The organism is Halanaeroarchaeum sp. HSR-CO (assembly GCF_024972755.1).
Classification (GTDB): domain Archaea; phylum Halobacteriota; class Halobacteria; order Halobacteriales; family Halobacteriaceae; genus Halanaeroarchaeum.
In genome coordinates this window covers 32,902-57,850 of sequence record NZ_CP087724.1, presented here as the reverse complement: position 1 = coordinate 57,850, position 24,949 = coordinate 32,902, and the positions used below count along the sequence as shown (strand labels likewise).

Annotated in this window: 24 protein-coding genes; 12 read left to right on the top strand and 12 right to left on the bottom strand. The window is 62.2% G+C overall.

What is annotated here, in order from left to right; translation table 11 throughout:
* Positions 1-649: 649 nt before the first annotated feature.
* The gene (locus HSRCO_RS00285; RefSeq protein WP_259518383.1) at positions 650-1,531 is read left to right on the top strand and encodes a universal stress protein; all 882 of its coding nucleotides are present in this window, start codon (positions 650-652) and stop codon (positions 1,529-1,531) included.
* On the top strand, positions 1,528-2,733 hold the full coding sequence (locus tag HSRCO_RS00280) for an inorganic phosphate transporter (protein ID WP_259518382.1): 1,206 nt from the start codon (positions 1,528-1,530) through the stop codon (positions 2,731-2,733). Before HSRCO_RS00285 ends, HSRCO_RS00280 begins: the two co-directional genes overlap by 4 nt.
* 1 nt (position 2,734) lies before the next feature.
* Here the strand turns inward: HSRCO_RS00280 and HSRCO_RS00275 are convergent, their stop codons facing one another.
* Positions 2,735-3,163, bottom strand: coding sequence for a universal stress protein (locus HSRCO_RS00275; protein ID WP_259518381.1), 429 nt, complete (start codon positions 3,161-3,163; stop codon positions 2,735-2,737).
* 185 nt (positions 3,164-3,348) lie between these two features.
* Here HSRCO_RS00275 and HSRCO_RS00270 point away from each other — a divergent pair, with 185 nt between their 5' ends.
* Together HSRCO_RS00270 and HSRCO_RS00265 are read left to right on the top strand one after the other, a co-directional pair.
* The gene (locus HSRCO_RS00270) at positions 3,349-3,522 is read left to right on the top strand and encodes a hypothetical protein (protein ID WP_259518380.1); all 174 of its coding nucleotides are present in this window, start codon (positions 3,349-3,351) and stop codon (positions 3,520-3,522) included.
* A gap of 184 nt (positions 3,523-3,706) precedes the next feature.
* Complete coding sequence (locus HSRCO_RS00265; protein WP_259518379.1) at positions 3,707-4,666, top strand: acetamidase/formamidase family protein; 960 nt, start codon at positions 3,707-3,709, stop codon at positions 4,664-4,666.
* Positions 4,667-4,685: 19 nt separating this feature from the next.
* On the opposite strand, the gene HSRCO_RS00260 is transcribed toward HSRCO_RS00265, so the two are convergent.
* The 7 genes from HSRCO_RS00260 to HSRCO_RS00230 form a co-directional block, all read right to left on the bottom strand.
* Positions 4,686-5,126, bottom strand: coding sequence for a hypothetical protein (locus tag HSRCO_RS00260; RefSeq protein WP_259518378.1), 441 nt, complete (start codon positions 5,124-5,126; stop codon positions 4,686-4,688).
* Positions 5,127-5,327: 201 nt separating this feature from the next.
* Positions 5,328-5,747 carry a low molecular weight phosphatase family protein gene (locus HSRCO_RS00255; protein ID WP_259518377.1) on the bottom strand — a complete coding sequence of 140 codons (420 nt, stop codon included), beginning with the start codon at positions 5,745-5,747 and terminating at the stop codon, positions 5,328-5,330.
* Positions 5,747-6,868: an ACR3 family arsenite efflux transporter gene (gene arsB / locus HSRCO_RS00250; protein WP_259518376.1), complete on the bottom strand. Its 1,122-nt coding sequence runs from the start codon at positions 6,866-6,868 to the stop codon at positions 5,747-5,749. Before arsB ends, HSRCO_RS00255 begins: the two co-directional genes overlap by 1 nt.
* A complete protein-coding gene (locus tag HSRCO_RS00245) occupies positions 6,865-7,254 on the bottom strand; it encodes a metalloregulator ArsR/SmtB family transcription factor (protein WP_259518375.1) in 390 nt (129 codons plus the stop codon). Before HSRCO_RS00245 ends, arsB begins: the two co-directional genes overlap by 4 nt.
* 92 nt (positions 7,255-7,346) lie before the next feature.
* On the bottom strand, positions 7,347-8,177 hold the full coding sequence (locus tag HSRCO_RS00240) for a hypothetical protein (RefSeq protein WP_259518374.1): 831 nt from the start codon (positions 8,175-8,177) through the stop codon (positions 7,347-7,349).
* A gap of 99 nt (positions 8,178-8,276) precedes the next feature.
* Positions 8,277-9,275: a phosphate uptake regulator PhoU gene (locus HSRCO_RS00235; protein ID WP_259518373.1), complete on the bottom strand. Its 999-nt coding sequence runs from the start codon at positions 9,273-9,275 to the stop codon at positions 8,277-8,279.
* A gap of 205 nt (positions 9,276-9,480) precedes the next feature.
* Positions 9,481-9,630, bottom strand: a complete 150-nt coding sequence (locus HSRCO_RS00230; protein ID WP_259518372.1) for a hypothetical protein — start codon at positions 9,628-9,630, stop codon at positions 9,481-9,483.
* Positions 9,631-10,000: 370 nt separating this feature from the next.
* Here HSRCO_RS00230 and HSRCO_RS00225 point away from each other — a divergent pair, with 370 nt between their 5' ends.
* From HSRCO_RS00225 to HSRCO_RS00200, 6 genes are all read left to right on the top strand, one after another.
* On the top strand, positions 10,001-11,083 hold the full coding sequence (locus HSRCO_RS00225; RefSeq protein ID WP_259518371.1) for a PstS family phosphate ABC transporter substrate-binding protein: 1,083 nt from the start codon (positions 10,001-10,003) through the stop codon (positions 11,081-11,083).
* Positions 11,084-11,124: 41 nt separating this feature from the next.
* Positions 11,125-12,060 (top strand): phosphate ABC transporter permease subunit PstC, encoded by a 936-nt coding sequence (gene pstC, locus HSRCO_RS00220; RefSeq protein ID WP_259518370.1) that lies wholly within the window; start codon positions 11,125-11,127, stop codon positions 12,058-12,060.
* 61 nt (positions 12,061-12,121) lie between these two features.
* The gene (gene pstA, locus HSRCO_RS00215) at positions 12,122-13,843 is read left to right on the top strand and encodes a phosphate ABC transporter permease PstA (RefSeq protein ID WP_259518369.1); all 1,722 of its coding nucleotides are present in this window, start codon (positions 12,122-12,124) and stop codon (positions 13,841-13,843) included.
* Between the two features lies 1 nt (position 13,844).
* The gene (gene pstB / locus HSRCO_RS00210; protein WP_396266403.1) at positions 13,845-14,723 is read left to right on the top strand and encodes a phosphate ABC transporter ATP-binding protein PstB; all 879 of its coding nucleotides are present in this window, start codon (positions 13,845-13,847) and stop codon (positions 14,721-14,723) included.
* A gap of 4 nt (positions 14,724-14,727) precedes the next feature.
* Positions 14,728-15,405, top strand: coding sequence for a phosphate signaling complex protein PhoU (phoU, locus tag HSRCO_RS00205; RefSeq protein WP_259518368.1), 678 nt, complete (start codon positions 14,728-14,730; stop codon positions 15,403-15,405).
* A gap of 3 nt (positions 15,406-15,408) precedes the next feature.
* On the top strand, positions 15,409-16,404 hold the full coding sequence (locus tag HSRCO_RS00200; RefSeq protein ID WP_259518367.1) for an AbrB/MazE/SpoVT family DNA-binding domain-containing protein: 996 nt from the start codon (positions 15,409-15,411) through the stop codon (positions 16,402-16,404).
* 871 nt (positions 16,405-17,275) lie between these two features.
* Here the strand turns inward: HSRCO_RS00200 and HSRCO_RS00195 are convergent.
* Positions 17,276-18,529, bottom strand: a complete 1,254-nt coding sequence (locus HSRCO_RS00195; RefSeq protein WP_259518366.1) for an MFS transporter — start codon at positions 18,527-18,529, stop codon at positions 17,276-17,278.
* 130 nt (positions 18,530-18,659) lie between these two features.
* Positions 18,660-19,403, bottom strand: a complete 744-nt coding sequence (locus HSRCO_RS00190; protein WP_259518365.1) for an SDR family NAD(P)-dependent oxidoreductase — start codon at positions 19,401-19,403, stop codon at positions 18,660-18,662.
* A gap of 190 nt (positions 19,404-19,593) precedes the next feature.
* Between HSRCO_RS00190 and HSRCO_RS00185 the strand changes: the two genes are divergently transcribed.
* Positions 19,594-21,189 (top strand): rhodanese-like domain-containing protein, encoded by a 1,596-nt coding sequence (locus HSRCO_RS00185; RefSeq protein ID WP_259518364.1) that lies wholly within the window; start codon positions 19,594-19,596, stop codon positions 21,187-21,189.
* Positions 21,190-21,565: 376 nt separating this feature from the next.
* Positions 21,566-22,672, top strand: coding sequence for an Ldh family oxidoreductase (locus tag HSRCO_RS00180; RefSeq protein ID WP_259518363.1), 1,107 nt, complete (start codon positions 21,566-21,568; stop codon positions 22,670-22,672).
* 43 nt (positions 22,673-22,715) lie between these two features.
* On the opposite strand, the gene HSRCO_RS00175 is transcribed toward HSRCO_RS00180, so the two are convergent.
* Entirely contained in the window at positions 22,716-24,215 is a 1,500-nt protein-coding gene (locus HSRCO_RS00175) for a tripartite tricarboxylate transporter permease (RefSeq protein WP_259518362.1), read from the bottom strand.
* Positions 24,216-24,803, bottom strand: a complete 588-nt coding sequence (locus HSRCO_RS00170) for a tripartite tricarboxylate transporter TctB family protein (RefSeq protein ID WP_259518361.1) — start codon at positions 24,801-24,803, stop codon at positions 24,216-24,218.
* Positions 24,804-24,949 lie beyond the last annotated feature (146 nt).

Sequence of the window (24,949 nt, the reverse complement as noted above, 5' to 3'; positions counted from 1 at the left end):
CGTACCCGCGAGAAGAGACGGCGTCGGTACTGTCTGCACGTCGATCCGAGATATCGGGTTTTCCGACGCCGAACGGCGGTCCCCCGTGACGACCCGACGCCGAACGGCGGTCCCCTTTGACAACACGACACCTGCCGCGAAGACCTCGAATCCGCATTCCCATGTCGACGGTCGTCTACGACACACAGAGTGTATCAATCATATGTGTAATATCCTGTTTTGATAGTTGTGTGAGTCGACTGGCCATCTCATCGGCTGTGCGACGGGTGCACAGAAGGTGCCGAGCGCCGGAGACCATCACCCGGTACAATTGCACTGGCGGGGTAACGGCGTCCACAGGTACCGTATATTTCGATGATTGCACCCACTGGGCCAGTCCATCCGACTCTCAGCCCACCTATCAGAGACGTGCTGGCATCACGCGATACGTCTCCGACGTCCGTCCGTGCGATCCGAAAGATCGGGTCCCGGAGATCTATCGATATGTATAGGATTCCGTCGAATAGTCACAATTTCATTATGTCAGTCTGGCCGATCGGCGATCGTTCGGTCCGGACCCGTCTACGGGGACTGGCCACCAGTAGTGTCAGTGACCGAGACTTCGGCGCGGCGCCAACGTTTATTCGTCGAACCGTCGTACACGTAGTCAATGCACGAGCGGGGCTCGGACAGGCCAGTGCTGGTCGGTGCCAGTAACCCGTCGGTCGTCCAGCAACTGGTCCGGACCGCCGGCGACCTCGCTCGTCTCGGTTCGGGACGGGTACGGATCGTGACCGTGGCCGTAAAGCCACCCGACTCGCCGTTCGGCGTCTTCACCGACGAGACCATCGTCCGCGAGTTCGCCACGGAGAGCCACGAACTCCTCGCGGAGGTACAGGCACCGCCCGAAATCACCGTGGAGCGTGACGTGATCGCCGCACGAACGGCCGCGAAGGGGCTCCTCGAGGCAGTCGAATCAGTCGATCCCGTCGCACTGGTCATCGGCTGGCAGGGCCCCACGAGTCGCTCCGACGCGGTCCTCGGGACGACCGTCGATACGCTCGTCGAACGCGCCCGGTGTGATCTCTACGTCGAACGGGTGGGACGGGAAGCGGATGGCGTCGATTCGATTTTGCTGCCGGTCGCCGGTGGCCCGCACGTCGGTGCGGCAGCAACGATCGCAGCCGCCATCGCTGTTCGGAACGATGCGCGCGTGACGGTGTTTACAGTTGCCGACCAGGCGGCCGACGGAGACCAGGCGAGCCGATTCGTCGAGGAGGGGAAAACAGCGATCGAGGCTACCCCGGGCGCGACGCCACTCGTCGAATCGGGCGTTGTCAGGGCGACGGACGTGGGTGACGCCATCGTCGACGAATCGAGTGGGCACGATATCGTGGTCATGGGTGCGACACGGAAGGGATCGTTGCGGCGGAAGATCGCCGGATCGGTTCCCCGGAGGATCGTCGAACGAATCGACGGCACCGTCGTCCTCGCCCGGGATAGCGACACCGTCGACCACGCGCACGGACTTCGTTCGTCACTTCGGCGATGATCGGTACGGTCTTCTGGGTGTTGGTCGTCCTCGCGACGGTCACCAGTCTGGCCACGGCGTGGACACTCGGGGCGAACAGCAACTCCCCTCCGTTCGCTCCGGCGATCGGCGCCAATGCGATCTCGACGATGCGTGCCGCGTTCCTCATCGGCATCCTGGCATTCCTCGGCGCGCTCACTCAGGGCGGCAGCATTTCCGAGACGGTCGGTGCGGGCCTCATCGACGGCGTCGCCATCACCTCGCTAGCGGCGACGGCGGGGCTGTTGACCGCGACGGCGTTCATGGCCTTCGGCATCTACTCTGGCTATCCGGTGCCGGCGGCGTTCGCCACCACCGGCGCGATGGTCGGTGTCGGACTCTCGCTGGGCGGGACGCCCGTCTTCGATACCTACCGACGGATCGCCACGTTCTGGGCCCTCGTCCCGCCGGTCTCGGGCACGTTAGCGTACCTCACAGCCACCCTGTTGCGTCGGGACGACATCCCCGAGACGGTAAGTATCCCACTGCTGGCGGGACTGGTGGGCGGGATCGTCGCGAACGTCCAGTTGAGCATCATCCCCGCCGCGGGCGACGCCACTCAGAACTCGATCGCCGGGTTCGCCGGCGACCTCGTGTCGGTCCCTGCGATCGGCGGCGTCGACCCCGTGGTCGTCGCGGTGACGGTCGCCATCGCCGCCGGAAGCTTCCAGTATATCCGCGTTCAGACGCAGGCGTCCGTCGACCGTGGGATCAAGATGTTCCTCGTGGTCCTCGGGAGCGTCGTCGCGTTCTCGAGCGGCGGGAGTCAGGTCGGACTGGCGACCGGCCCGCTCGAAAATCTCTATCGGGCCGAACTCGGCCTCCCTGGCATCGTTTTGCTGTTGCTCGGTGCGATCGGTATCCTCGGTGGTGCCTGGATGGGTGCGCCCCGGCTACTCCAGGCCACCTCACGGGAGTACGCCCAGCTCGGCATCCGTCGATCGATCGCCGCGCTGGTCCCGGGCTTCGTGATCGCCCAGCTCGCGATCGCCCTGGGCATCCCCATCTCGTTCAACAACATCATCATCTCCGGGGTGATCGGCGGCGGCCTCGCCGGCGGGTCGGCCGGCGTCTCCCGCCGAAAGATCGGCGTCACCGTCACGTTCTGGCTGCTCACCCTCTTCTCCTCGGTGGTCGTCGGGTTCGGTGTCTACCGGCTCTTCGCGTGGCTCCTCGGCGTGTAGCTCACCTGACGACGGTCACGGTCACCGGTGTCTCCCCGACCACGCGCGTCGCGACCGTCCCCAGGAGTCGCCGGGCGAGGCCGCTTTCCGGCCCCCCGTGGCCACCCATCACGACGTGATCGACGTCGTATTCTTCGACGAATTCGAGGATAGTGTTGGCGGGATCCCCCGTTTCGATCTCGGTCTCGACGGCGCGTCCCGCTTCCTGGGCCCGGCCTTTTGCCTGCTCGATCAGGCGGTCGGCACGTTTCCGGGCCGCCTCCTGGCGTTCGTCGGCGTCGAGGACGCCACCCTCGCTCATCGGTCGGTCCAGTGGCGTCACGACGTTCAGCACCGTCGTCCGACACTCGAAGGTCTCCAGGGCGAACGCGAGCGCGTCCGCCGCGAGCGGCGAGCCGTCGAGCGGGACCAGAACGTGAGCCGGTGCCATACCCCATCATGGACTTCGAGGACCAAATACCCCGGCCGCCGACAGTGGAGGGCCGGTGAAACGACGGGACGGTGACCCGATCGCCCGGAGCGACGGCCCCGTGACCGATACCTCGCTCGACCAGGGACCACCGCATCGGTGCTGCAGCCAACGTTTATGGTCCATCGGGCCCCTGAAGGGGTACGATGACCGAAACAGACGACGAGGAGACGCGGGACGCGGTGCCGGCCGGAGAGATTCGCGAACTCGCCGCGGAATTCCGCGAGCGAGCCGACGAGGCGATGGGGCTGGGCATGATCGAGGCCTCCGATTACCTCGAACAGTGTGCCAAGGACCTGGAGGGACTACTCGAGGGCTGATCGACTGCCCCTCGTTTCGAGGGGGCGACCAGTTCGGTCGCTCGCTCAGCGAACGGTCGGCGGGCGCGACCCCGAATAGGCCGTCACCCGGCCACCGGACGCGCCGAGAACGCACAGCCGGGGCTCGAACGGTTCCAGGCCCACCCCCTGATTTATACCGATAATTCACGATAGTTTACGGACGATGTCCGGAGACGACTACACCGTCGACTACGAACTGAGCGACGCCGACGAGAACGTCCACCACGTCTGGGACAACGGTCTCGACCCCGTGCTCACGGTCGCACCGGGCGAGGTCGTCCGCTTCGAGTGCCGGGACGCCCTCGACGGGCAGGTCGGCCCCGATTCGACCGCCGAGGACCTCGCGAACGCGAGTTTCGACCCGGTACACCCGTTGACGGGGCCCGTCGCCGTCGAGGGGGCAGAACCCGGCGACGTCCTCGTCGTCGAGCTCCTCGAGTTCGAGCACAAGGGCTGGGGCTTCACCGGCTACATGCCCGGCGACATGGGGCTGGGGCTCCTGCCCGAGGAGTTCCCCGAAGCCGGACTCCACGTCTGGGAGCTGGACGACGACGTCGCCCACTTCGTGAACGATATCGAGGTGCCCCTGGGGATGTTCCCGGGAATCGCCGGCGTCGCGCCGGCCGAGGACGGCGAGCACGATACGCTCCCGCCGCGGGACGTCGGCGGGAACATGGACGTCAAACACATGACCGAGGGGTCGACCGTCTACTTCCCCGTGAAAAACGAGGGTGCGCTGTTCTCCACCGGGGACTGCCACGCCGCACAGGGCGACGGCGAGGTGTGCGTGACGGGGATCGAGGCGCCGATGTTCGTCACCGCGCGCTTCGAGCTCAGAAAAGACGTGTCGATCGAACAGCCCCAACTGGAGACCACCGGGCCGTTCACCCCGACGGGGGAGGACGAGCCGATGTACGCGACGACCGGCATCGCCGACGACCTGATGGAAGCGACGAAGAAGGCCACGCGTCACATGATCGACCACCTTCACGAGCAACACGGGTTGACTCGTGGCGAGGCGTACATCCTCTGTTCGGCCGCGATGGACCTGAAGATCAGCGAGGTCGTCGACGTCCCCAACTGGACGGTGACCGCGTACATGCCCGAGAGCATCGTCGGGTGATCGGGTCCTCGGCTGCCAGTCATCCCATCGTCACGTGCTGACAGTCGGCTTCGAACCGCACGCCGGGGTCCCCGGCCTCGTCGTTCTCGATCCACACCTCGATTCCAGCCCAGTTCGGGTCTTCACAGGGGAGGTTGGGGTTCTCGAAGCCCGGCCAGTCCCGTTCGAACCGAGTGTCGTCCACGATCACGACGATCGTCTCTGGCTCGGTCGATGCTGGAAACGGTGCGTGTTCGTCGGCCTCGTTGCTATCCGAGAGGTGGTATTCTTGCTCGAATAGTGTCTCAGCAGTTCCGTTCGTGACGGTTACGGTGACGTCGTGCGTCTCGTCCCGTTCGGCAAGATAGACGGTCACCCAATGGGCGGGGGTGGGCGCTGACCGTGGCGCGGAACAGCCGCTCGTCGCAAAGAGTATCGTACTCGAACCGGCGAGGAACGCGCGTCGACCGAGGGAGGGCATTCAGATCACCGAGTTGGAATGGAACGGAATGAATCTTGCTAATAGTGATATATAGAAGGCGTCACGACACGATAGCATCGCCCTATCGATATCTGCGTGGATTCAGTCTCGCAACGTACCGATCCGGCCGTGAGACGATGACTGGCTGCAGATAAACGTGCACTGGTGGCGATTCGGTAAACGAACAGACGGATATTCGCCTCAGACGTCGAGTTCGTCGAACATCGCACGCACGCGAGACTGGATATCGTCGCGGATCGCAGCGACCGCGTCGGGCGACTTCCCGTCCGGGTCGTCGAGGTTCCAGTCCCGATTGTCGCCGCCCCAGCCGGCCGGACAGACGTCGTCTGCCGAACAGCCCATCGTGATGACGTAATCGCTCTCGCTCGTCTCCTCGATGGTGATTTCCCGTGGCGTCCGATCGGCGATGTCGATGCCGACCGCTGCCATCGCCTCGACGGCCTCCTCGTGGACGTGGTCGGCCGGCCGCGTCCCCCCGGTGAGCAGTTCGATATCGCTCCCGATCCCTCGTTCGCTGACCTCTCGTTGGGCGAACGCGTAGGCCATCTGTGAACGGCCCGCGTTCTGCACGCAGACGAAGGCGACGGTCGTGTCGGCCATCAGTCGCCCCCCTTCGGTGGGTCGCCAGCCGGGGATCCGAGACGACCGGTCGTGTAGCCTCGCCAGTCGTAGGTCCGCTGGAAGTAGAGGGCGACGTTGACGAGTCCGAGGAGCACTGGCACCTCGATGAGCGGTCCGACGACGGTCGTGAAGGCCACGCCGGAACCGACGCCGAAGACAGCGACGGCCACGGCGATGGCGAGTTCGAAGTTGTTCGAGGCGGCCGTGAATCCGATGGCGGTCGTCGTCGAGTAGTCCGCGCCGATGCCCCGCCCCATCGCGAAACTCACGAAGAACATCACGACGAAGTAGATGGTCAGTGGCACGGCGATAAGAAGGACGTCGCTCGGCTGGCCCACGATCCGCTCGCCCTGCATCGCGAACATGACGATGACGGTGAACAGCAAGGCGACGAGCGTCACGGGGCTGATCGTCGGAACGAACGTCTCCTCGTACCAGGCGACGCCCTTTGTGCGAGTGCCGACGATCCGCGAGAGGATGCCGCCAGCGAAGGGAATACCGAGGAAGATGGCGATGGCCTGGAACACCTGCATGGGAGTGATGTCGAACGCGTCGATCCCTGCGGCGAGTCCCTCGAGGCCGAGCAGTTCGGGCACGAACAGGGCAAAAAACCAGACGTAGACCCCGTACGTGAAGATCTGAAAGACGCTGTTGAAGGCGACCAGGCCGGCGGCGTACTCGCTTGAACCGTCCGCGAGGTCGTTCCAGACGAGCACCATCGCGATACACCGGGCCATCCCGATGAACACCAGTCCGAGGAAGAACCCTGGTCTGGCCGGCAACCCTGGAACCACGCCGCCGAAGAAGACGATGGCGAGTGCGAACATCACCGTCGGGCCGATGAGCCAGTTTTGTACGAGGCTCAACCCGAGGATCCTCGTACTCCGGAAGACGGTGGGTAATTTCCCGTAGTCGACCTTCGCCAGCGGCGGATACATCATCAAGATGAGTCCGATCTCGACGAGGTGATACCCCTGGATCGGTCGGGTCACCGACGGGGCGACGGTCCCGAGGCCCACTCCCACGGCCATCGCCGCGAAGATCCAGATCGTGAGATACCGATCCAGAAACGACAGCCGGCCGACGACGTCGTCGCTCATATCGTCACCGCTACGGAGGAATCCTCGACGACCACGTCGAGGAGGTCGGATGCGCGCTGAGAGACGTCGTAATATCGCCAGCGGCCGTCCTTGCGTCTCGTGACGAGACCGGCACTGACCAGCACCGACAGCGCGTGACTCACGGCACTCTCGCTCACGTCGAGCAACGGCGCGAGTTCACAGACACAGCATTCGTCGTCGATCGCCGCGAGATATCGGAGGATGCGATACCGCGTCTCGCTCGACAGGGCGCCGAACACGTCCGTGTGGGCGGTTACCTCGGTCTGATCGATGGAATCAGCGACCGATGTGAGGTCTGCTGCCCGTGTTTCGGCATCGACCCTGCACTGTTCGACCGATGCTACCAGGTCCCGCTCGTCGTCCATATGAATATCTGTACAGGTATTCATATTAACTGTTTGGGTCCATCGGCCCAGTCACAATCGCGCTCCGCTCGATCCGCCGGCGGACAGTCGCACTACCAGTTCTGGACGATTGCATCGAGGATCCGATCGGCCGTCGATTCCAGTTTGCGCCCCACGTCGGTGCCGAGATACAGCACTGGATAGCGTGGTTCGTACGATTCGTAGAGGTATTCGAAGAAGCCGTCCGGGGTATCCCCGATGGAGTAGACGTCGCTATGGTCGTGGATCGTCGACTGGCGGGAGTCGATTATCCGCTCGGATTTTTCGGATAAGAGCTCAATACGAACCCGATAGGCGTCGAGTGCACCGAACCGTTCGTCCTCGAAATCGATGCTCGCGATAGTTCGACGTTCGTCTTCGATATCCCGGAGGTTGTCGGACGTGGTCTCCAGGGATCGATATTCCCTGTCCAGAGCGGTCTCGAGCGGTTCCCGTTCGGCGATGGCCTGCTCGATCTTCCCGACGAGTGCCTGTACCGTGACCGTCGAGAACCAGCCTGGCCGAGTCAGTGCTGCGCCAATTTCCCGCCCGAATTCGGCGTGAACGCTCGTCGCGTAGGTGTCGTCGTATTCGGCGTCGTAGTGTGCAACGCTCATGACCGTCTCCTCGTACGCAGTTCGGACGTCCGCCACCGTATTCGAGGTGGCTCGCCGCTCGGTCTGGAACGGGTCGATCGCTGCGGAAACACTGGTCCCGCCATCGCCAACGACGGTGCTCGAGGTCGGCTGCTCTACTGCCCCGGCGAGTCGTCGAACCCGTCGACCGAACGCTTCGAAGGCCTGCCGTTCAGCAGTGGTTCGTTTCTGTTCGACGCGGACCGTGTGTTGGAGCTCCTCGAAGGCCGACCCCAGCCGCCCGTTCTCTATCGCCTCCACGAGGGACATCGCTCGATTGGGGCTGGTCGTCGCTGTGTAATAACCGATTATAATTGCCCAACGTGGGAGTACAACCGTCTACCACGATCTCTATAGACGACCCTCGGGCTACAACGTTTTCTCGCGGGCCGCCGCCTGGAGTGCGGTTTCCGCGATGTTCGCCCCGTATTCCGCCGTCCGCGTCACGCTGTCGATGGTCGGTGCCAGGAGGTGGCTTTCCGGGACGTCCCGATCGTGAAGCGAGCGTCCGAGGGCCTCGAGTGAATCGGTCACCTCGTCGCGTTCTTCGAGCGCGTCGTGGGCGGCGTCGATACCGGCGTTGCCGAAGACGGTGTTGACGGCCCGTTCGACAATGTTCCGCGCCGACGCCGAGTGTTCGCGAATCGGTTCGGCGAATGCCGGATCCGGCGGGGTTTCGAATCGCCGTCCGAGGCCCGCAATTTTCTCGGCGTGATCACCGACCCGCTCCAGTTGCCGAGCAGTCGTCTGATAGTCGTAGAGCGTCGATTGATCGAGGGAGAGTTCTTCGGTCTCCTGGAGGTCCACCAGCGACCGTTGGAAGTGCCGGGTGATCATCGCGTACAGTCGGTCGACCTGATCGTCTCGTTCCGCGACGAGGTCGGCGAGTTCGTCGTCTCCATGCAGGAGTGCCTCGATCGCGTCCGCGTGCATCGCCAGCGCGACCTGGGTGAGTTGTACCGTGGACTGTTCGACCGAAACGGTCGCCGAATCGAGTAGACTCTGCAGCGTCACCGTCTGGTCCGTCGATTCGATCGTCTCCAATCCGATGAACTTCCGCGCGACGGCCCGAATCGTTCGCGCCTCCTCGCCGATTCCGCGCGCCGACGACAGCGTCATCGAATTGAACCCGGTCGTGTACAGGGCCTGTACCGTTCGCTGGATCTCCGCCGGCGACCGGTCACCGACGTCGACCTCGATCGCCCATCTGTCGGTCACGTCCTCGGCGGGTTGGATGATCAAGGTCCGATCGCGTGGGAAGAGACGAATCGTATCGCCCGTCTCCAGGTCGATATCCGTCGCCCATTGTTTGGGAAGCGAGACCGTAAACGTCGAACCGCCCGTGAGCTGTGCTTTGCGTGTTTCCATGTGGTGGTTACCGAGAGCCGCCTGCGTCTGCTACCGGTACAGTGTCCGACCGCTGCCGGTTCCAGTGTGAATAGTGCTCTCCAGCGGAGGTAATTGCTGCTATGATGGGTATGTACGCCACTGAGAGATATATAGGACTACGTACCCCAACTGGGGCTGGGTGAGACGTCCCCCACGATCGACACGGGTCGCCTGCCCGGCCCCGTTATCGACACGTCGAGAGATCGGCCACGAGGGACATGTCGACCGATATCCACGTTTCCATTCGCTCGAGCCCGGTCAGGCCTGACGGATGGATCGTTCCCCGATCGGGCCGGTCGTCGTACCTGACGACGGCCAGACGGAGGTCGGGCACCGGCGTTCCACCCCCCCCCCCCTGTCCAGGTAACGCCGACCGATCGAGGGGCTGGTCGTCCTGGAGGCCAGTACCGATATGGGATGGATGGGGTGGTGACGTCATCGTCGGCTCCAGTTGGCCGTTTCGCACGGACCGACATAGCAGCTGCTAGGTTTCACCCGTAGTCCCCTAGTCGGCTACGATCCGAACGGTCCCCTCGGTCGGTCGCCCGTGATCGACGACCCGCTATCGAGGCACCGGCTGGGATATATAGTACTCCGTATCCCACGGTAGTGCTTTGACCCCGACCGTATCGGCCCATATCCCTCAGAGCCACCCATAGGCCTATTATAAACCGCTTTAGTAGTGTGTCGCTCGGCTTCAGGTGATGACGCAAGATGCGGCGCGTCTGTCGGACGTGGTATCGCGGCGAAAATTCCTGGTGTCCTCCGGTGTTGCAGGCACGCTGGCACTCGCAGGCTGTACGTCGAATACTGACGGGGACGACGGTGGAGATGGCAACGACGGTAGCGGTGGAGACGGCAACGACGGTAGCGGTGGAGATGGCAACGGCGGTAGCGGTGGAGACGACAACGGGAACGGCGGGGCCGACACCCTTTCAGGGAGCGTCGTCATCTCGGGCAGCAGTACCGTCTTTCCCGTCTCGGACGCGATGGCCGAGCAGTTCATGGAGCAACACCCCGAAGTCAACGTGACCGTCGACTCGACCGGTAGCGGTGGCGGGTTCGAGAACCACTTCTGCCCCGGCGACGCCGACATCAACGGTGCCTCGCGTCCCGTCAAAGAGGGAGAGATCGACCACTGTGGAGAGAATGGCGTCGAAGCGGTCGAGTTCCACATCGCGAGCGACGCGCTGACGATGGCCGTCAACAACGACGCCGACTGGGTCGACAGCATGACGTTCGACGAGATGTCCCAGATATGGCGCGAGGACGGCGCAGAGAAATGGTCGGACATCCGCGACGAGTGGCCCGACGAACCGTTCGAGCTCTACGGACCGGCCTCCACGTCCGGTACCTACGACTGGTTCAACGAGAACGTGATCGGGCCGGACCACGCCCACACCGCCCAGCACGAGCCGACGGAGGAGGACAACCTCATCGTGCAGGGCATCAAGGATTCCGAGTACGCGATGGGGTACTTCGGCTACGCGTATTACAACGAGAACGCCGACGCGGTCAAGGCCATCAGCGTGGCCGCAGAGGAAGGCGACGAGCCGGGTGCACCCAGCCTCCAAGCCGCCAAAGAAGGCACGTACCCGATGGCCCGCCCGCTGTTTATCTACGGCAGCGAGCAGTCGATACAGGAGAAGGCGCAGGTCTACGAGTTCCTCGACTTCTACCTCGAGAAGGCCGAGACCGACATGGTTCGTGAGATCGGCTACGTCCCGTCCAGCGTCGAGATGCGCGACGAGAACCTCGCCACCCTCGAGGACGTCGCGGGGAACTGAGCGGATAGCGATTCGGATCGATCACACAATTTCCCTTACCAATGAGTAACGAGTCGACGCGGTTGCAACTGTCCGGCGGCCAGAAGCGCCGTGCGGCCCGGGAGCGGCTCTATCGGTGGATCCTGTTCCTGAGTGCCGCGCTGTCGGTGGTCATCACTGTCAGTATCGTCGCCGCGCTCGCTGTCGACGCAGTGGCCTTTTTCCGCATGGTCGAACCAGTTGCCTTTTTCACCGGCACCGAGTGGATCACCAGTCGCGAGCAGTTCGGCGTCCTCCCGCTGGTCACGGGAACGTTACTCGTAACCATCGTCGCCGGTCTGGTCGCCATTCCGGTCGGCGTGGGCGCGGCCGTCTACCTCAGCGAGTACGCGACGCCCCGTGCCAAGTCCGTTCTCAAACCCGGCCTGGAGATACTCGCCGGCATCCCGACGGTCGTCTACGGCTATCTCGCACTCATCTACCTCACGCCATTCCTCCGCACGTTCGGACTCGACCTCGGGACGTTCAACGTGCTCAGCGCCGCGATCATGGTCGGTGTGATGATCATTCCGATGGTGTCGAGTCTGAGCGAAGACGCGATGAGTGCCGTGCCTGACTCGCTACGGCAGGCCGGCTATGCGCTCGGAGCGACCAAGTACGAGGTGTCGACGGGAGTCGTCATCCCGGCGGCCGTCTCCGGTATCTTCGCCTCGTTCATCCTCGCGCTCTCGCGAGCCATCGGCGAGACCATGATCGTCGTGATGGCCATGGGGCTCCGGCCACGCCTGTTCGACCTCACCAGTCCACTCGAGAGCCTCTCGGAATCGGGACAGACGATGACCTCCGCCATGGTGCAAGCGGTCACCAGCGACGTCGGCGCGGCGTCGCCGACCTACAAGAGCATGTTCGCGCTCGGGTTGACGCTGTTCGCGATAACATTTCTCATGAACTTCCTGAGCAACGTCGTTGCCAGACACTACCGGGAGGAGTATCAATGACGGCCGAACTGCCCGCGACACCGCTCGGAACCGTCGCATCTGTTCCGGCGGTGATCCGCCCATGAAAAACGAAACCTCCACACGAACGTCCAGTGCTGGCACATTCGACGGAACCCAATCAGTCGGCCGACTCCGTGGCCGACTGTTCGAGCTGCTTACGCTCGGGTCGACGGTGTTCGGCCTCCTCATGGTCGCGTTTCTGCTCGTGTACGTGTTCAACGACGCTCTCCGACCCTTCTCCGCCGACACCGGCTGGCACCTGGTCGTGTTCGCCACCGTCGTGGCCCCATCGTTGGGGCTCGCGGCGTACTACTACGCCAGGGACCCGCCCGCAGGCGAAGTCGCAGTCGCCAGCGTCGGGATTCCACTCGTGGGGCTGGTCACCGGGGCCGGTATCGCCGTGCTGTTCATCGAAATCGTCACACCGGCGGAGTGGACCGGACTGCTCCTCGGACTGGGCGCGGGTGTCGGCACGATATCCGCCCACCGTCGACTGCGACCCGACGCGGCTCTCGAGCGACTGTTCGTCGTCCTGATCGCCCCCGCCGTCGCCACCGTCGGCGTTCCACAGCTCTCGGTCGATGCCACCGTGCGAACGCCGCTGACCGGGACAGAACTGTTCGACGTGGCGTTCTCGACGCCGAAACTCCTGCCCGGCGTTCCCGAACTGTTCGGGTCGCTCCCGATACTTCCGGTGGAGTGGGTGCTGCTGATTGGGTCAGTGACCGTTCCTGTCGCGGTGCTCTTTGGTCGCAGTATTTCTGTCCGGCGAGACGACGGCCGCGGATTCGTCGAATGTGTAGTCGCCTCGGTCGCCGTCGTCACTGCCGGCGTGTTTCTCGCGCCCCAGATGGGCCTCGACGCCGAGAACTGGGTTGTCCTCGCGACCGCGACGCTCATTCCGACGGGAACGTATCTGGAGAGCGTAATCCGACGACGTGTGGGGATCAGCGGCCTCGCGTTCCCGGTCGTGCTCGTCGCAGGCGTCGTCATCGCGGCCCTGCTGGTCCGCACGTTCGGTTTCGCCGGCCCGAACCCCTGGCTGGACTGGGGCTTTCTCACCAGCCCGACGTCCCGAACACCAGAGAAAGCGGGCATCTATCCGCCCCTCGTGGGCTCCGTGATGATGCTCGTCGTCATCATCGTCGCGGTGTTCCCCGTCGGCGTGGGCGCAGCGATTTACCTCGAAGAATACGCCCCGGACACGGGAGTTGCCGGCCGAGTCGTCGACCTCATCGAGATCAACATCGGCAACCTCGCCGGCGTTCCGTCGGTCGTCTATGGCCTGCTCGGGCTCTCGCTTTTCATCAAAGGAATGGGCCTGCGCTCCGGTATCGTCATCGTCGGGGGGCTCACCGTCGGGTTGCTCATTCTCCCGATCGTCATCATCTCCGCCCAGGAGGCGATTCGCGCCGTCCCGGATTCCCTGCGAAAGGCGTCGTACGGTATGGGTGCCACGCGATGGCAGACCACCCGGAACGTCGTCCTTCCACGAGCGCTCCCAGGAATCCTCACGGGAACGATCCTCGCGCTCGGACGGGCCATCGGCGAGACCGCACCGCTTTTGATGATCGGGGCGGCCTCGAGCGTCCGACTGGCGCCGAACGGCTTCTTCGATAAGTTCAGCGCGATGCCACGACAGATCTTCGCCTGGTCCTCGGAGTTCGACGCGGACTTCCGGTTCGGCGTGCTGGCAGCCGGCGTCGTCACCCTGCTCGTCGTCCTGTTGTTGATGAACGGGACGGCAATCATCATCCGCAACAAATACCAGAGAGGTGATTAACATGACAAACGGAATTTCCAGTACTGACGGCGAAGCCGGCGGTATCGTTCACGAACCCGAGAGCAGTGGGCCGTCGACGGACGAAGCGACCGTCGGAGGCGGCGAACAAACGCCCAATACCGACCCGGGTCCGGCCGTGATCGAATCCCGCAACCTCACCGTCTCCTACGGCGACAAAACGGCACTCGATGCGGTCGATATCTCGATCCCGTCACACCAGGTGACGGCCATCATCGGGCCGTCGGGCTGTGGGAAATCGACGTTTCTCCGGTCGCTCAACCGGATGAACGACCTGATCGACGCCGCGCGTATCGAAGGAGAGCTTTCGTTCGACGGGACCGATATTTACGGAGAAGACGTCGACCCGGTAGCGCTCCGACGACGGATCGGGATGGTATTTCAGCACCCCAATCCCTTCCCCAAGAGCATCTACGACAACGTCGCCTACGGATTGCGCGTCCAGGGCGACACCGAAAATATGGACGAGCGCGTCGAACAGGCGCTCAAGCGAGCGGCGCTCTGGGAGGAAGTCGAGGACAAACTCGACAAGAGTGCCCTCGACCTCTCGGGCGGTCAGCAACAGCGACTGTGCATCGCTCGAGCGATCGCCGTCGATCCGAAAGTGCTCCTGATGGACGAACCCGCCTCGGCGCTCGATCCGGTTGCCACGGCGAAAATTGAGGATCTCATCGAGGAACTCGCTAGTGAGTTCACCGTCGTCATCGTCACCCACAACATGCAACAGGCCGCCCGGATCTCCGATACGACGGCCGTATTCCTCACCGGTGGAAAGCTCGTCGAGTACGACGACACGGATCAAATCTTCGAGAATCCCCAGAACCAGCGCGTCGAGGACTACATCACCGGGAAATTCGGGTGATCGAATGCCCCGACGCGAATACCAGGAGTCCCTCGAAGAACTCCGGTCTGACATCCAGCAGCTCGGCGAACTGGTGGTGGAGCGCTTCGATCGAAGCCTTGCCGCCCTCGAAGACACCGATGTAAAGGCCGCGAAAAGCGTCATCGAGGGCGACGACCAGATCAATCAACGCTATCTGGAGCTGGAGTCGCGATGCATCGACCTCTTCGCCCTCCAGCAACCGGTCGCGGGCGACCTTCGGTTTATCGCCGCCTCCTTCAAGATCCTGACCGACATCGAACGGATCGGTGACCTCGCGAGAAATTTGGCGCAGTACGCACTGCGTGTAGAACGGCAGCCCAACTCGGAGGTCGCCATCAGGGAGATTGGCACGGCGGCGCGGGAGCTGGTTGCCGATGCCCTCGATGCGTTCGGAACGGAGGATGCTGCAACCTGCCACCGTATCGCCGACCGGGATGACCACATCGACGCGCTTTGCCACAGCGCGAGCGAACGCGTCGTCCGCGATCTCATCGAACGAGAAGCCACGGCTGACGATCCCTGGAGTGTCGAACAGGTTCTGGACGACGTTTCGGTCGTCCTGCTAACTATCCGTGATCTCGAACGAGTCGCCGACCACGGCGTCAATATCGCCGCGCGAACCCTGTATCTCGTCGAGAATGACCCGGAGTTGATATACTGAAACATGGAAACCAGAAAGATCCAACAGGTCGGTGGAGGGACCTACACCGTCTCGATACCGGTTCACTGGGCGGAAGACCACGGCATTCGGGCTGGAGCGACGGCGTATCTCTACACACATCGGGACGGCTCACTCGTCGTTCGGTGGAACGAAAAGGAACGCAGCGAGCTCTCCTCGACGGAGATCGAACTGGAGAACGTGGACGCGACCGTCGTCGAACGAATCGTCCGCTCGGCGTACACGGCGGGATTCACCCAGATACAGTTTCACAATGCGTCCGGCATCACGTCCCCACAACGACGGACGATCGATGGCTGCACTCGTGATCTCGCGGGTCTCGAGATCACCGACGAGTCGGATCACCAGGTCACCGTTCGCGGCCTCCTGAACGCCGACGACGTGTCGATTCGACAATCCACCGACCAACTGAAATACATCACACTGTCGATGTACGAAGCGGCCGTAACGCTCCTCGCGGATGGGGCGAGCGAGTCCGAGCACATCAGTCATCGAACCGACGAGGTCGAACGGCATCGTCGCCTGATCAGACGGCATTTCAATCGGTCCCTGCTGGATATGACGGAACTCGACGAACTCGGCGTGACACGCGCTCGGCTCTCCGAGTTCGACGCGCTCGCCGGGCAGTTGGCCAGCGTGGCTGCTCGTGCGGTCACGATTGCACGGACGACCACGCGAAGCGAGTATCCCATCCCAGAAGCGCTATCGGAAGAGCTGACGACGATCGGTGCGGATGCTGGCCAGGTCGTGGATACGGCGGCCTCGGCAGTACTGGAGGATGCGTCCGCCGAACTGGCGCATTCGGCGCTCGATGCGAGCACCGAGATCGTGCGGTCGGCGAGAGACGTACAGCCGGCGGGGCCTGACCGACCGCCCGAAGTGGTCCACGCTACGACACGCATTATCGATACTGTCGAACAAACTGTGGGCCACGGACAGCGTATCGCGGAGCTAGCCCTCCAGAGCGAATTCCGACCGTAGTGGGAGGCGTCGAGAGATGACCGAGCTCGAGTGGAAGTCCACCGCCGAGCAGCTCAGGGGAGGGAATACAGCCGAGAGCCCCAGATACTGCTGGAATCGCCACTCCTTTTCAAAGGAATCGACCGTCGACCGACCCAGGCCCCGAACCGTGTTCACTGGTGTCATCGCTCGTGGGAGGATTCGATGGACGAAGCATGGGGTTGGGGAGATGACGGCGAGAACGCAGTCGAGACGCCGCTGCAATACTATCAGAATACGATTACTAGTCCTGAATTGCCAAATTAGCGGTGCAAATAATTACTCATACCCGATGGTGCGGTCCGGTCGGCCAGAAGACAGTGCGGTGAAGTTCACACTTGGCCCCGGATTCAACCCGTGCGATGCTGGCCAGTTGCAGGGTCGAATTCGAAGCCGCCCCCACCGTGCCTTCGACCAGGACGTACCCGGAGCCAACTAGAGGCAACAGACGGCGTGTGACGGAGGTACCAGATCCCGATCGGCTGGATCGGCGGGTGCGCCACGAGCGAACTAACACTCCTCTCGCGAACGGATAAAAATGCATACGTGTGTGCGCATGTGCGGAGATATAGTAAAAATATGGCAATATATCTACGTGACCAGCCCATATTCGTGCGGAATTTTAGGCGTTGCACGACAGTGTTACAAATTTCCCTAAACCTGTATCCGTACGGGAATCGAACCCGTCTGGCGACAGTTAGACGAGTAAATAATTATGACGATAGTTGTGATCGCCATCACATCATAATATAGATAATATTGGACACATAACTTGCGAACGACGTGGACCAAACCGATATCCAGCGTGGCAGTGGCCGAACGATTCGCGCCGTCAGTCCCGCTACACCCAGAATCAATTCACCAACTGGTCCCCAGATCGGTAGAGCATCAGTCCGAGGGCCGCTCCGATCACGGGGAAGACGCCGATGAGGACGAAGGTCCGGTGAACGGAGAATGCAGAGAGCAACGAGCCTGCGATTGCGGCGCCGAGGGCCCCGATACCGAACGATGCCAGGTACGTGTACCCGTAGGAGAGCCCACGACCACCGGGGGGACTATAGATGGCGATCGTCGCCTGATACATCGGCTGGAGTGCGAACAGGAAGAATCCAAAGGTGGCGCTGATAGCGATCAGCGCCCAGATGCCCGCCGCCGCGACCGGCACGAACGAAACTGCGATGATCGCCAGGACGGCGAAGATCACGGTGAGTCCGATCTCCGTCGGGATGCGGTCGGTCAACTTCCCACCGACGTACTGTCCGGCCATGCCGACGGTCAACAGGCCAGCGTACAGATAGGAGGCGGGCTTGAACTCCTCGGCGAGCGTGCTACCGGGTTCGAACAACGAGTACTGCTCGACGACGGGGGGCAACAGTCCGGTCAGGACGTCTGGCAAGAACGTCAGGGTTCCGCGGTAGAACAATCCATTCATCATGACGATGAACATCGCCAGCAAGAAGCCAAGCGTGAACAACGACCGGCTACTCGCGACGAACTCGGCGAACGAGGCGGGCCCACCGTCGTCGGGGTCGATGTCGGCACTGTCCACGGCAGCAGTCTGGTCGAAACTGGCGGAGAAAGCATAGAGGATGGCGACACCGGCTGGAACCGCCAGCAGGACGGTTACCAGTCTCCAGTCGAATACGAGCAAGAGGATCGCGGTGAGCAGGGGCCCGAACGCGATGCCGAAGTTTCCGGCCATCCCGTGGTAGGCGAACCCGGTCCCCTGTTCTTCGACGCCGGTCGAGATCAGCGCGAGTGCTGCCGGATGGTGGATGCTGGCGGCGATTCCCCAGAGCGCGAGGGCGATAACGATGGTCACGATCCCCCGGGCCATACTCAGGACGACGAAGGACACGCCCATCCCGCCGAGACCGACCATGACGAGGTCACGGGACCCGAATCTATCGACCAGGATGCCGGAGGGGAGAGAGCCCAGCCCGAACAACCCATACCCGACGGCGACGCCAGCGCCGAGAACGGTCGTGGAGAGGCCGAATTCGGATAGCCAGATCACCATCAAGATCGGTATCGAGAGTTCGTACGTGTGGACGACCGCGTGGGAGACCATGACGAATAGTGATATCGACCGATCATTCTGGTTCATGCTATACATTCTATTCACTACTTCAGACTCAGCGACTTGAAACTGACTAAAATCGGTTCACAGAGACGGCGGTGGCATCCGCATTCGCTGACGGTGCCCGGATACTGCGAGTGGACCTCGATTCACGGTATCACAGCGTCGCGTGACTCGCTCCACCATCGACCGGGATCGAGGCGCCGGTGACGAAACTCGACCGCTCCGAACAGAGGAACGCGACCACGTCGCCGAACTCTCCCGGCTCACCAACCCGGTCGAGGGGGACGGGCTGTCGTTTTCGCTCCCAGCTCTCGGGATCGTTTCTGCTGGTCTTGAACGGCCCTGGTCGAACCGTATTGATCCGGATTTCCGGGGCGAGATCGCGACTCAGCGCTTTCATCAGTCCCGGTATCGCCATCCTGACCGAACTCGAGAGGACGTTCGACGGCGTCGCCTCTTTCGTCCGGCGCGAGGTGATGTTGACGATCGTGCCACTGCTCTCGCGGAGATGCGGGAGACTCGCCCGGATCGACCTGACGACGCTCATCACCAGAAGATCGTACGCCGCGTACCACTCCTCGTCGGTTACCGATTCGAATCCCTGTCTGGGCGGGCCGCCAGCACTCGTCACGAGATGATCGATGCCACCGAACTCCGCGACGGTGGTCTCGACCAGGGTCTCGATCGCAGCCAGGTCGGTGATATCCCCCGTCACCCCGACGACGTCGCCACGCGCGGTCTCCCGGAGTTCGGCGACGGTGGTTGCGAGCGTATCTTCGTCCCGTCCGTTGACGACGACGTTCACGCCCTCGTTCGCGAGCGCCGTCGCCGAGGCCTTCCCCAGGCCCCGGCTCGAGGCGAGAACTAACCCCGCATTTCCTTCGAGTCCGTAATCCATACGATGGATAGCTCTGGACCGGATATAAATGTGTGTATAGACAACACGGAACAACATCGATCGGGAGGGTGTTCGAACTGGAATGGCGACACTATCGTCTGGGGAGGCAGTCGCACAGTTCGTGATCGTATCGAGAAGGGCGCCGCCGATACGTTGAATACTGTACGTACGGTATGCTACCGTATCCCACATGGTAGAACCCGTTTCACCGGCAGGTGTCCGAAACACCATCGATTCAGCCACTCCAGTCGCCGTGATCGATATTCGACCATCACTCGACTACGTCGAGGGGAATATCAAAGAGAGTACCTGGGTACCACGAGCAGTTATCGAAGATCGACTGCCAGACGTCGTCCCCAATCCACAGACACCGGTCATCCTCTGTGACGATCACGGCGAGCGTGCCGACGACGACGCGAGATGGCTCGAACGGCTTGGGTATGCCACGGTCGACTATCTCGACGGAGGGCTGGCCGCATATCGTGCGGCAGGATACGACCTCGTCGAAGCCGAAGACGGCGTTCACGCGACGGCGTTTCATTATGAGAGCAAGGAGTTCGGGGAGGTCGTGGCGAACGCCGAATCCCTGCCCAAGATCGGGCCCAAAGAGCTTGCATCGATCGCCGAGGACGTCACGATCGTGGACGTCCGTAATCCGCCGGAGTACGATCGGTACGGGTCGATTCCAGGTTCGATCAACGTCGAAGGCGTCGATCTCGCGTTGTTCGCGGAGGCGGTACGAGACGCCGAGGAACCGTTGGTCGTCCATTGCGCGGGGAGAACTCGGAGTATCATCGGAACCGCGACGCTTCGGGCACTGGGGTTCGACGAGGTCTACGAACTCGAAAACGGTACCATGGGGTGGGAACTCGAGGGGTACGAACTCGCGGCGGGGAGCGAACGGGTCCGGGACAGAAAAATCCCCGCCGACCGGTATCGAGACCTCCAGGAGAAGACGACAGCGCTACTCCAAAATACGTCGGTCGAGTGGCTCTCCCCGGCTGAACTGGATCGGATCGAGGATACCGTCGAGTCCACCCAATCGGTGTACGTCTTCGACGTCAGAACCGACGACGAGTACAGTGCAGAACACCATCCTGAGGCGATATCGGTCGCCGGTGGGCAACTCATCCAGACGGCGGGAAGTCACATCGGCGTGCGAACGGGGGAGATCGTGCTCATCTCGAATTCCCACGTCCGGTCCGCGATCACCGCTTACTGGCTTGACAGAATGGGGTATCCGAACGTAAGCGTCGTTCGTGGCGGGCTATCGGCGTGGAAAGAACACGGCGGAGCTGTCGCCACGGGGCGGCCGAAGACGTCGCTTGGTGACGAAATCGTAGAGCAGGCGGCAGCGACCATTTCACCAGCCGAACTGATCGAGTGGCGAGCGACCGACGAGGTGGAGATCATCGACGTCCGCGACCGAGCGGCGTACGACGACGGCCATATCGCCGGGGCGGGATGGGCATCTCGCTACGAACTCGAAGCGGTACTCGCGGGGGCTGAGCACACTGGCCGCATCGTGATAACCTGTGCCGATGGCGACGTCTCCCGTCGGGCAATAGCCCAATCGTCGATCCAGGGAACCGCGGGGGACCCAGCTGTCGAACTGGTGGCTGTCCGGGGTGGAGTGGCCGCGTGGGTCGAAGACGGCCACCCACTCGAAACGGACGTCCCCCGATATCTCTCGGACGACAGGGAGGCCGTCCCAAAACCGTATTCGCAGGGGAGAGAGGCGATGAAACGGTATCTCGAGTGGGAAGAGAATCTCGTCGAGGGCTGAGTTCGGATCGCTCGATCAGCGACGCCGCCCATTCCGTTCTCGTCCCACGGTCAAAAGAGGGCCGAAGTCCCGATTGCATGGACAGTGACAATGGTGTGAACCAATGGACATTTGAATTGGTCTGTGGGGGAGGGGGACCTCGGCCGGTGACGGTGCCGTCAATCGATGGTCATTGGCACCAATTAACATAACACGGTGGGGAGCAATAAACGTATCATATTATTTCGGCCATCGGCCGGATGCGCTCAATTGCCACGGGCCCTCATGAGATCGCCACGAGAACGCTGCGACGAACGTGTTGCCCCCTGGCGGGTGCCGGCCGTATTCGAATCGGGGTTGCCGGCAGCTATATTACGGTAATCCCCTAGAGGAAGCCATGGTGAGAGTATCGGTACCATCCCTCAAAGACTTCACCGAAACGCTCCTCCGCGAACTGGGCACCCACCCGGACATTGCACCGAAAGTCGCAGCGATCCTCGTGAATGCCGACACGAGCGGGCACAGTTCCCACGGGGTGCGCCAGATCGTCTCGAAATACGCGACCGAGATAACGACGGGGCGGATCGACCCTGGATCGGTCCCGACAGTCGCGGACGAGGACGACGCGTGGGCAACTATCGACGGGAACCTGGCCTTTGGGCAAGCCGTCGGAGCATTGGCGGTGGAGATTGGCGTGGAGAAGGCTCGAAACCGCGGTGTCGGTCTCGTCGGACTGAAGAGGACCTCTCACATCGGTCGGGTGGGAGAGTTCGCAGAACAGGCCTGCGAAGCGGGAATGGGGTTCGTCGCGTTCGTCAGCAATCCCGGGAGTGCGTACGTCGCGCCGCCGGGAAGCGCCCAGCGGCGGTTCTCGACGAATCCGATCTCGATCGGTATCCCGACGTTTTCGGCACTGGAGTTTCCCCTGACCGCAGACCTCTCCACCGGGCAGGTCGCCCACGGGAAGATCAAAGAACGAGCGGTCAACGACGATCGGCTTCCGGAGGACTGGGTCGTCGATTCGTCGGGAGAGTCCCTGCGTGATGGGGCGGCGTTCGAGCGTGAAGGTGTCGGCGCGATCAGGCCGCTCGGTGGCGAGACAGCGGGTCACAAGGGGTTTGCGCTCGGTGTACTGTCGGAGTTGCTCGCGGCCAGCGTCTCGGACGGTTCGGTGTCGGGGATGGCCGACGTGCTATGGGGCAACCACGCCGCGTTTTTCGTCGTCGACGTGACTGAATTTTCCACTCGATCCCGTATCGAAGAGCGCGCGAGCGCGATGGCCGCGTACGTCCGTGAGACGGACTACGATCCCGAAATCGGTGTCGGTACTGCTGCGCGAGGCGAGACGACGCTCCTCCCCGGTGAGGCGGAGTTCCGTTCGACACGGCGGAGTCTCGAACGCGGCGTCTCCGTTTCTCCCGCGGATGCGAGGGACCTCGCCGCGCTGGCGGATTCACTCGGTATCGATTCCTCGACTGTGCCAGACTCGTTCGTGGATGGCTGACGTCGGAGAACACCGGTCCCACAAATCGGGGTCCCTGGGCGCGTCAGGCGGAAGAACTGTTCCGTTGACTGAGCACGGATTTGATGACTGGTCCCAGGAGGATGATCAGAATCGACGCCGCGAGTCCGATAGATAATGGATCGGAGACGAAGATACCGAACGAGCCACCAGAGACGGAGAGAGATCGATACATGTTCGACTCGGCTATCGGTCCGAGGATGGCACCGAGGACGAAGGCGATCACCGAGTAGTCGTGCTTTTTCATGTAGAAGCCGACGAATCCGAGGACGACGATGGTCGCGACGTCGACCCAGTTGTTCCGGAGAGCCAACGATCCCAGAAACGAGAGGACGATGATCGACGGAATGATCAGGTGGGTGTCGATCCTGGTGAGGTACCCGGCTCTTGGCACCAGCGTGAGGCCGACGAGAACGATGATGAAATTACCGACCAACAATGCCAGGAGGACGCTGTAGGTCACGTTGAGCTGAGTGGTGAAGAGGTCCGGACCTGGACGTAATCCGTGCATGATCAGCCCCCCGAGGAGGACGGCCGTCGAACCACTCCCCGGGATGCCGAAGGCGAAGGTCGGCACGAGAGACCCACCAACGGTGCCGTTGTTTGCACTCTCGGAGGCAATGACACCCTCGCCGATTCCGGTGCCGAAGTCCTCCGGATGCTTGGAAGATCGAACGGCCTCACCGTACGAGAGGAAGTTCGACACCGAGGCGCCCGAGCCCGGAACTGCGCCGACCAGCATCCCGATGATCGCCGACTTCGCGACGAGGAGTGGGTGATAGATCGTATTCTTCACCCCGGAGAGTCGACTTCCCTGCAACTCGACACTTTCTTTGGATATCTTCTCCTCGGAGGCGAGACGGATCATCTCCGCAATCGCGAACAGGGCGATTAGGATCGCAATGTAGGATAGCCCGCTGTACAGCATCGTCGAGCCGAAGGTAAACCGCTGTACGGGAACGGTTGGAGCGATGCCGACCGTCATCAACATCAGCCCGAATGCCCCGGCCACGAGCCCTTTGACGACCGAGCCTTTCGTGATGACGGATATCATCGCCAATCCGAGGATGGCCAGCAGGAAGTAATGCGGAGAGCCAAACAGGAGGACGAGTTCGATCATCAGCGGGGAGATGAGGATGAGAACGAAGATCGTTAGCAGCCCCCCCAGCGCGGAACTCGTCGCAGACGTCGTCAGGGCGGTGATAGCCTGACCCTTCTTCGACATCGGGTACCCGTCGAAGGTCGTGGCTGCAGCACCAGCAGTCCCCGGCACGTTGATGAGGATGGCAGAGATCGACCCTCCGTACATCGCACCGCTGTAGATGCTTATCAGGAGGATGATCGCGTCCGTTCCGTCGAGCGGTATCGTGAGCGGGAGGATGATGGCCATCCCGAGCGTCGCACCGATCCCGGGGAGCGCCCCGAAGAGGATGCCGAGGAGAAGTCCGGCAATGATCCAGAGCGGGGTCTGACCGGTGAAGATGAATTGCAACGACTCGGCGAGGACGGGGACGATAGCAGCCATTCAGATCCCCCACAGACCGATCTCGGGTTCGAGCAGAATGCCGCCCGAGATGGGGAGATTTAGCACTGACTGGAAGGCGTACGCGAGGACGAACGCGATCACGGACAGCCCGATCCTGAGAGACCAACTGTGTCTCGACCACGTCGAATAGACGAATGCGAACACCGGCGACATCCACAACATCCCGAATAACAGTGACGATACGAAGTAGCCGACGATGGACACACCCGTGAATACCGGGGGTGACATTCCCCACCGGCCCTCCGCTGCGTGGGATTCGTCCGTTTTTTCGTCCGTCTCCACCTTGCCGATGTCTTCTTTTACGTCTTTCTCGAAATCCTCCTGGGAGCCGAGTAGCTCCGCGGATTCGGAGACGTATTCTCGAAGTTGCTTCGGGAGGTTATTCTCGAAGATCAACAACAACGAGCCCACGATCACGACACCACTGGTCATTTTCGGAAAGAGCCCAGCTGTCGAGCCGAACGAAAACGACCGCACGAAGACGAACGCACCGACCAGAAACAGCAACAGCGGAAGCAGGCGCTCGGAGTCGAGGACTCGATCCACGATGGTATTGGTATCTGTCATAGTGTGTCGGCGGGGCTGATCAGTGGTCACCAGGACCGGGGTTCTTCCAGGAGAGTTCATCCATCGATCGGACCACCCACCCGTTCATCCGCTGGAAACCAGATACAGTGCCGAAGAGTCTCTGGCTGTCCCATGGTATGTCAGCA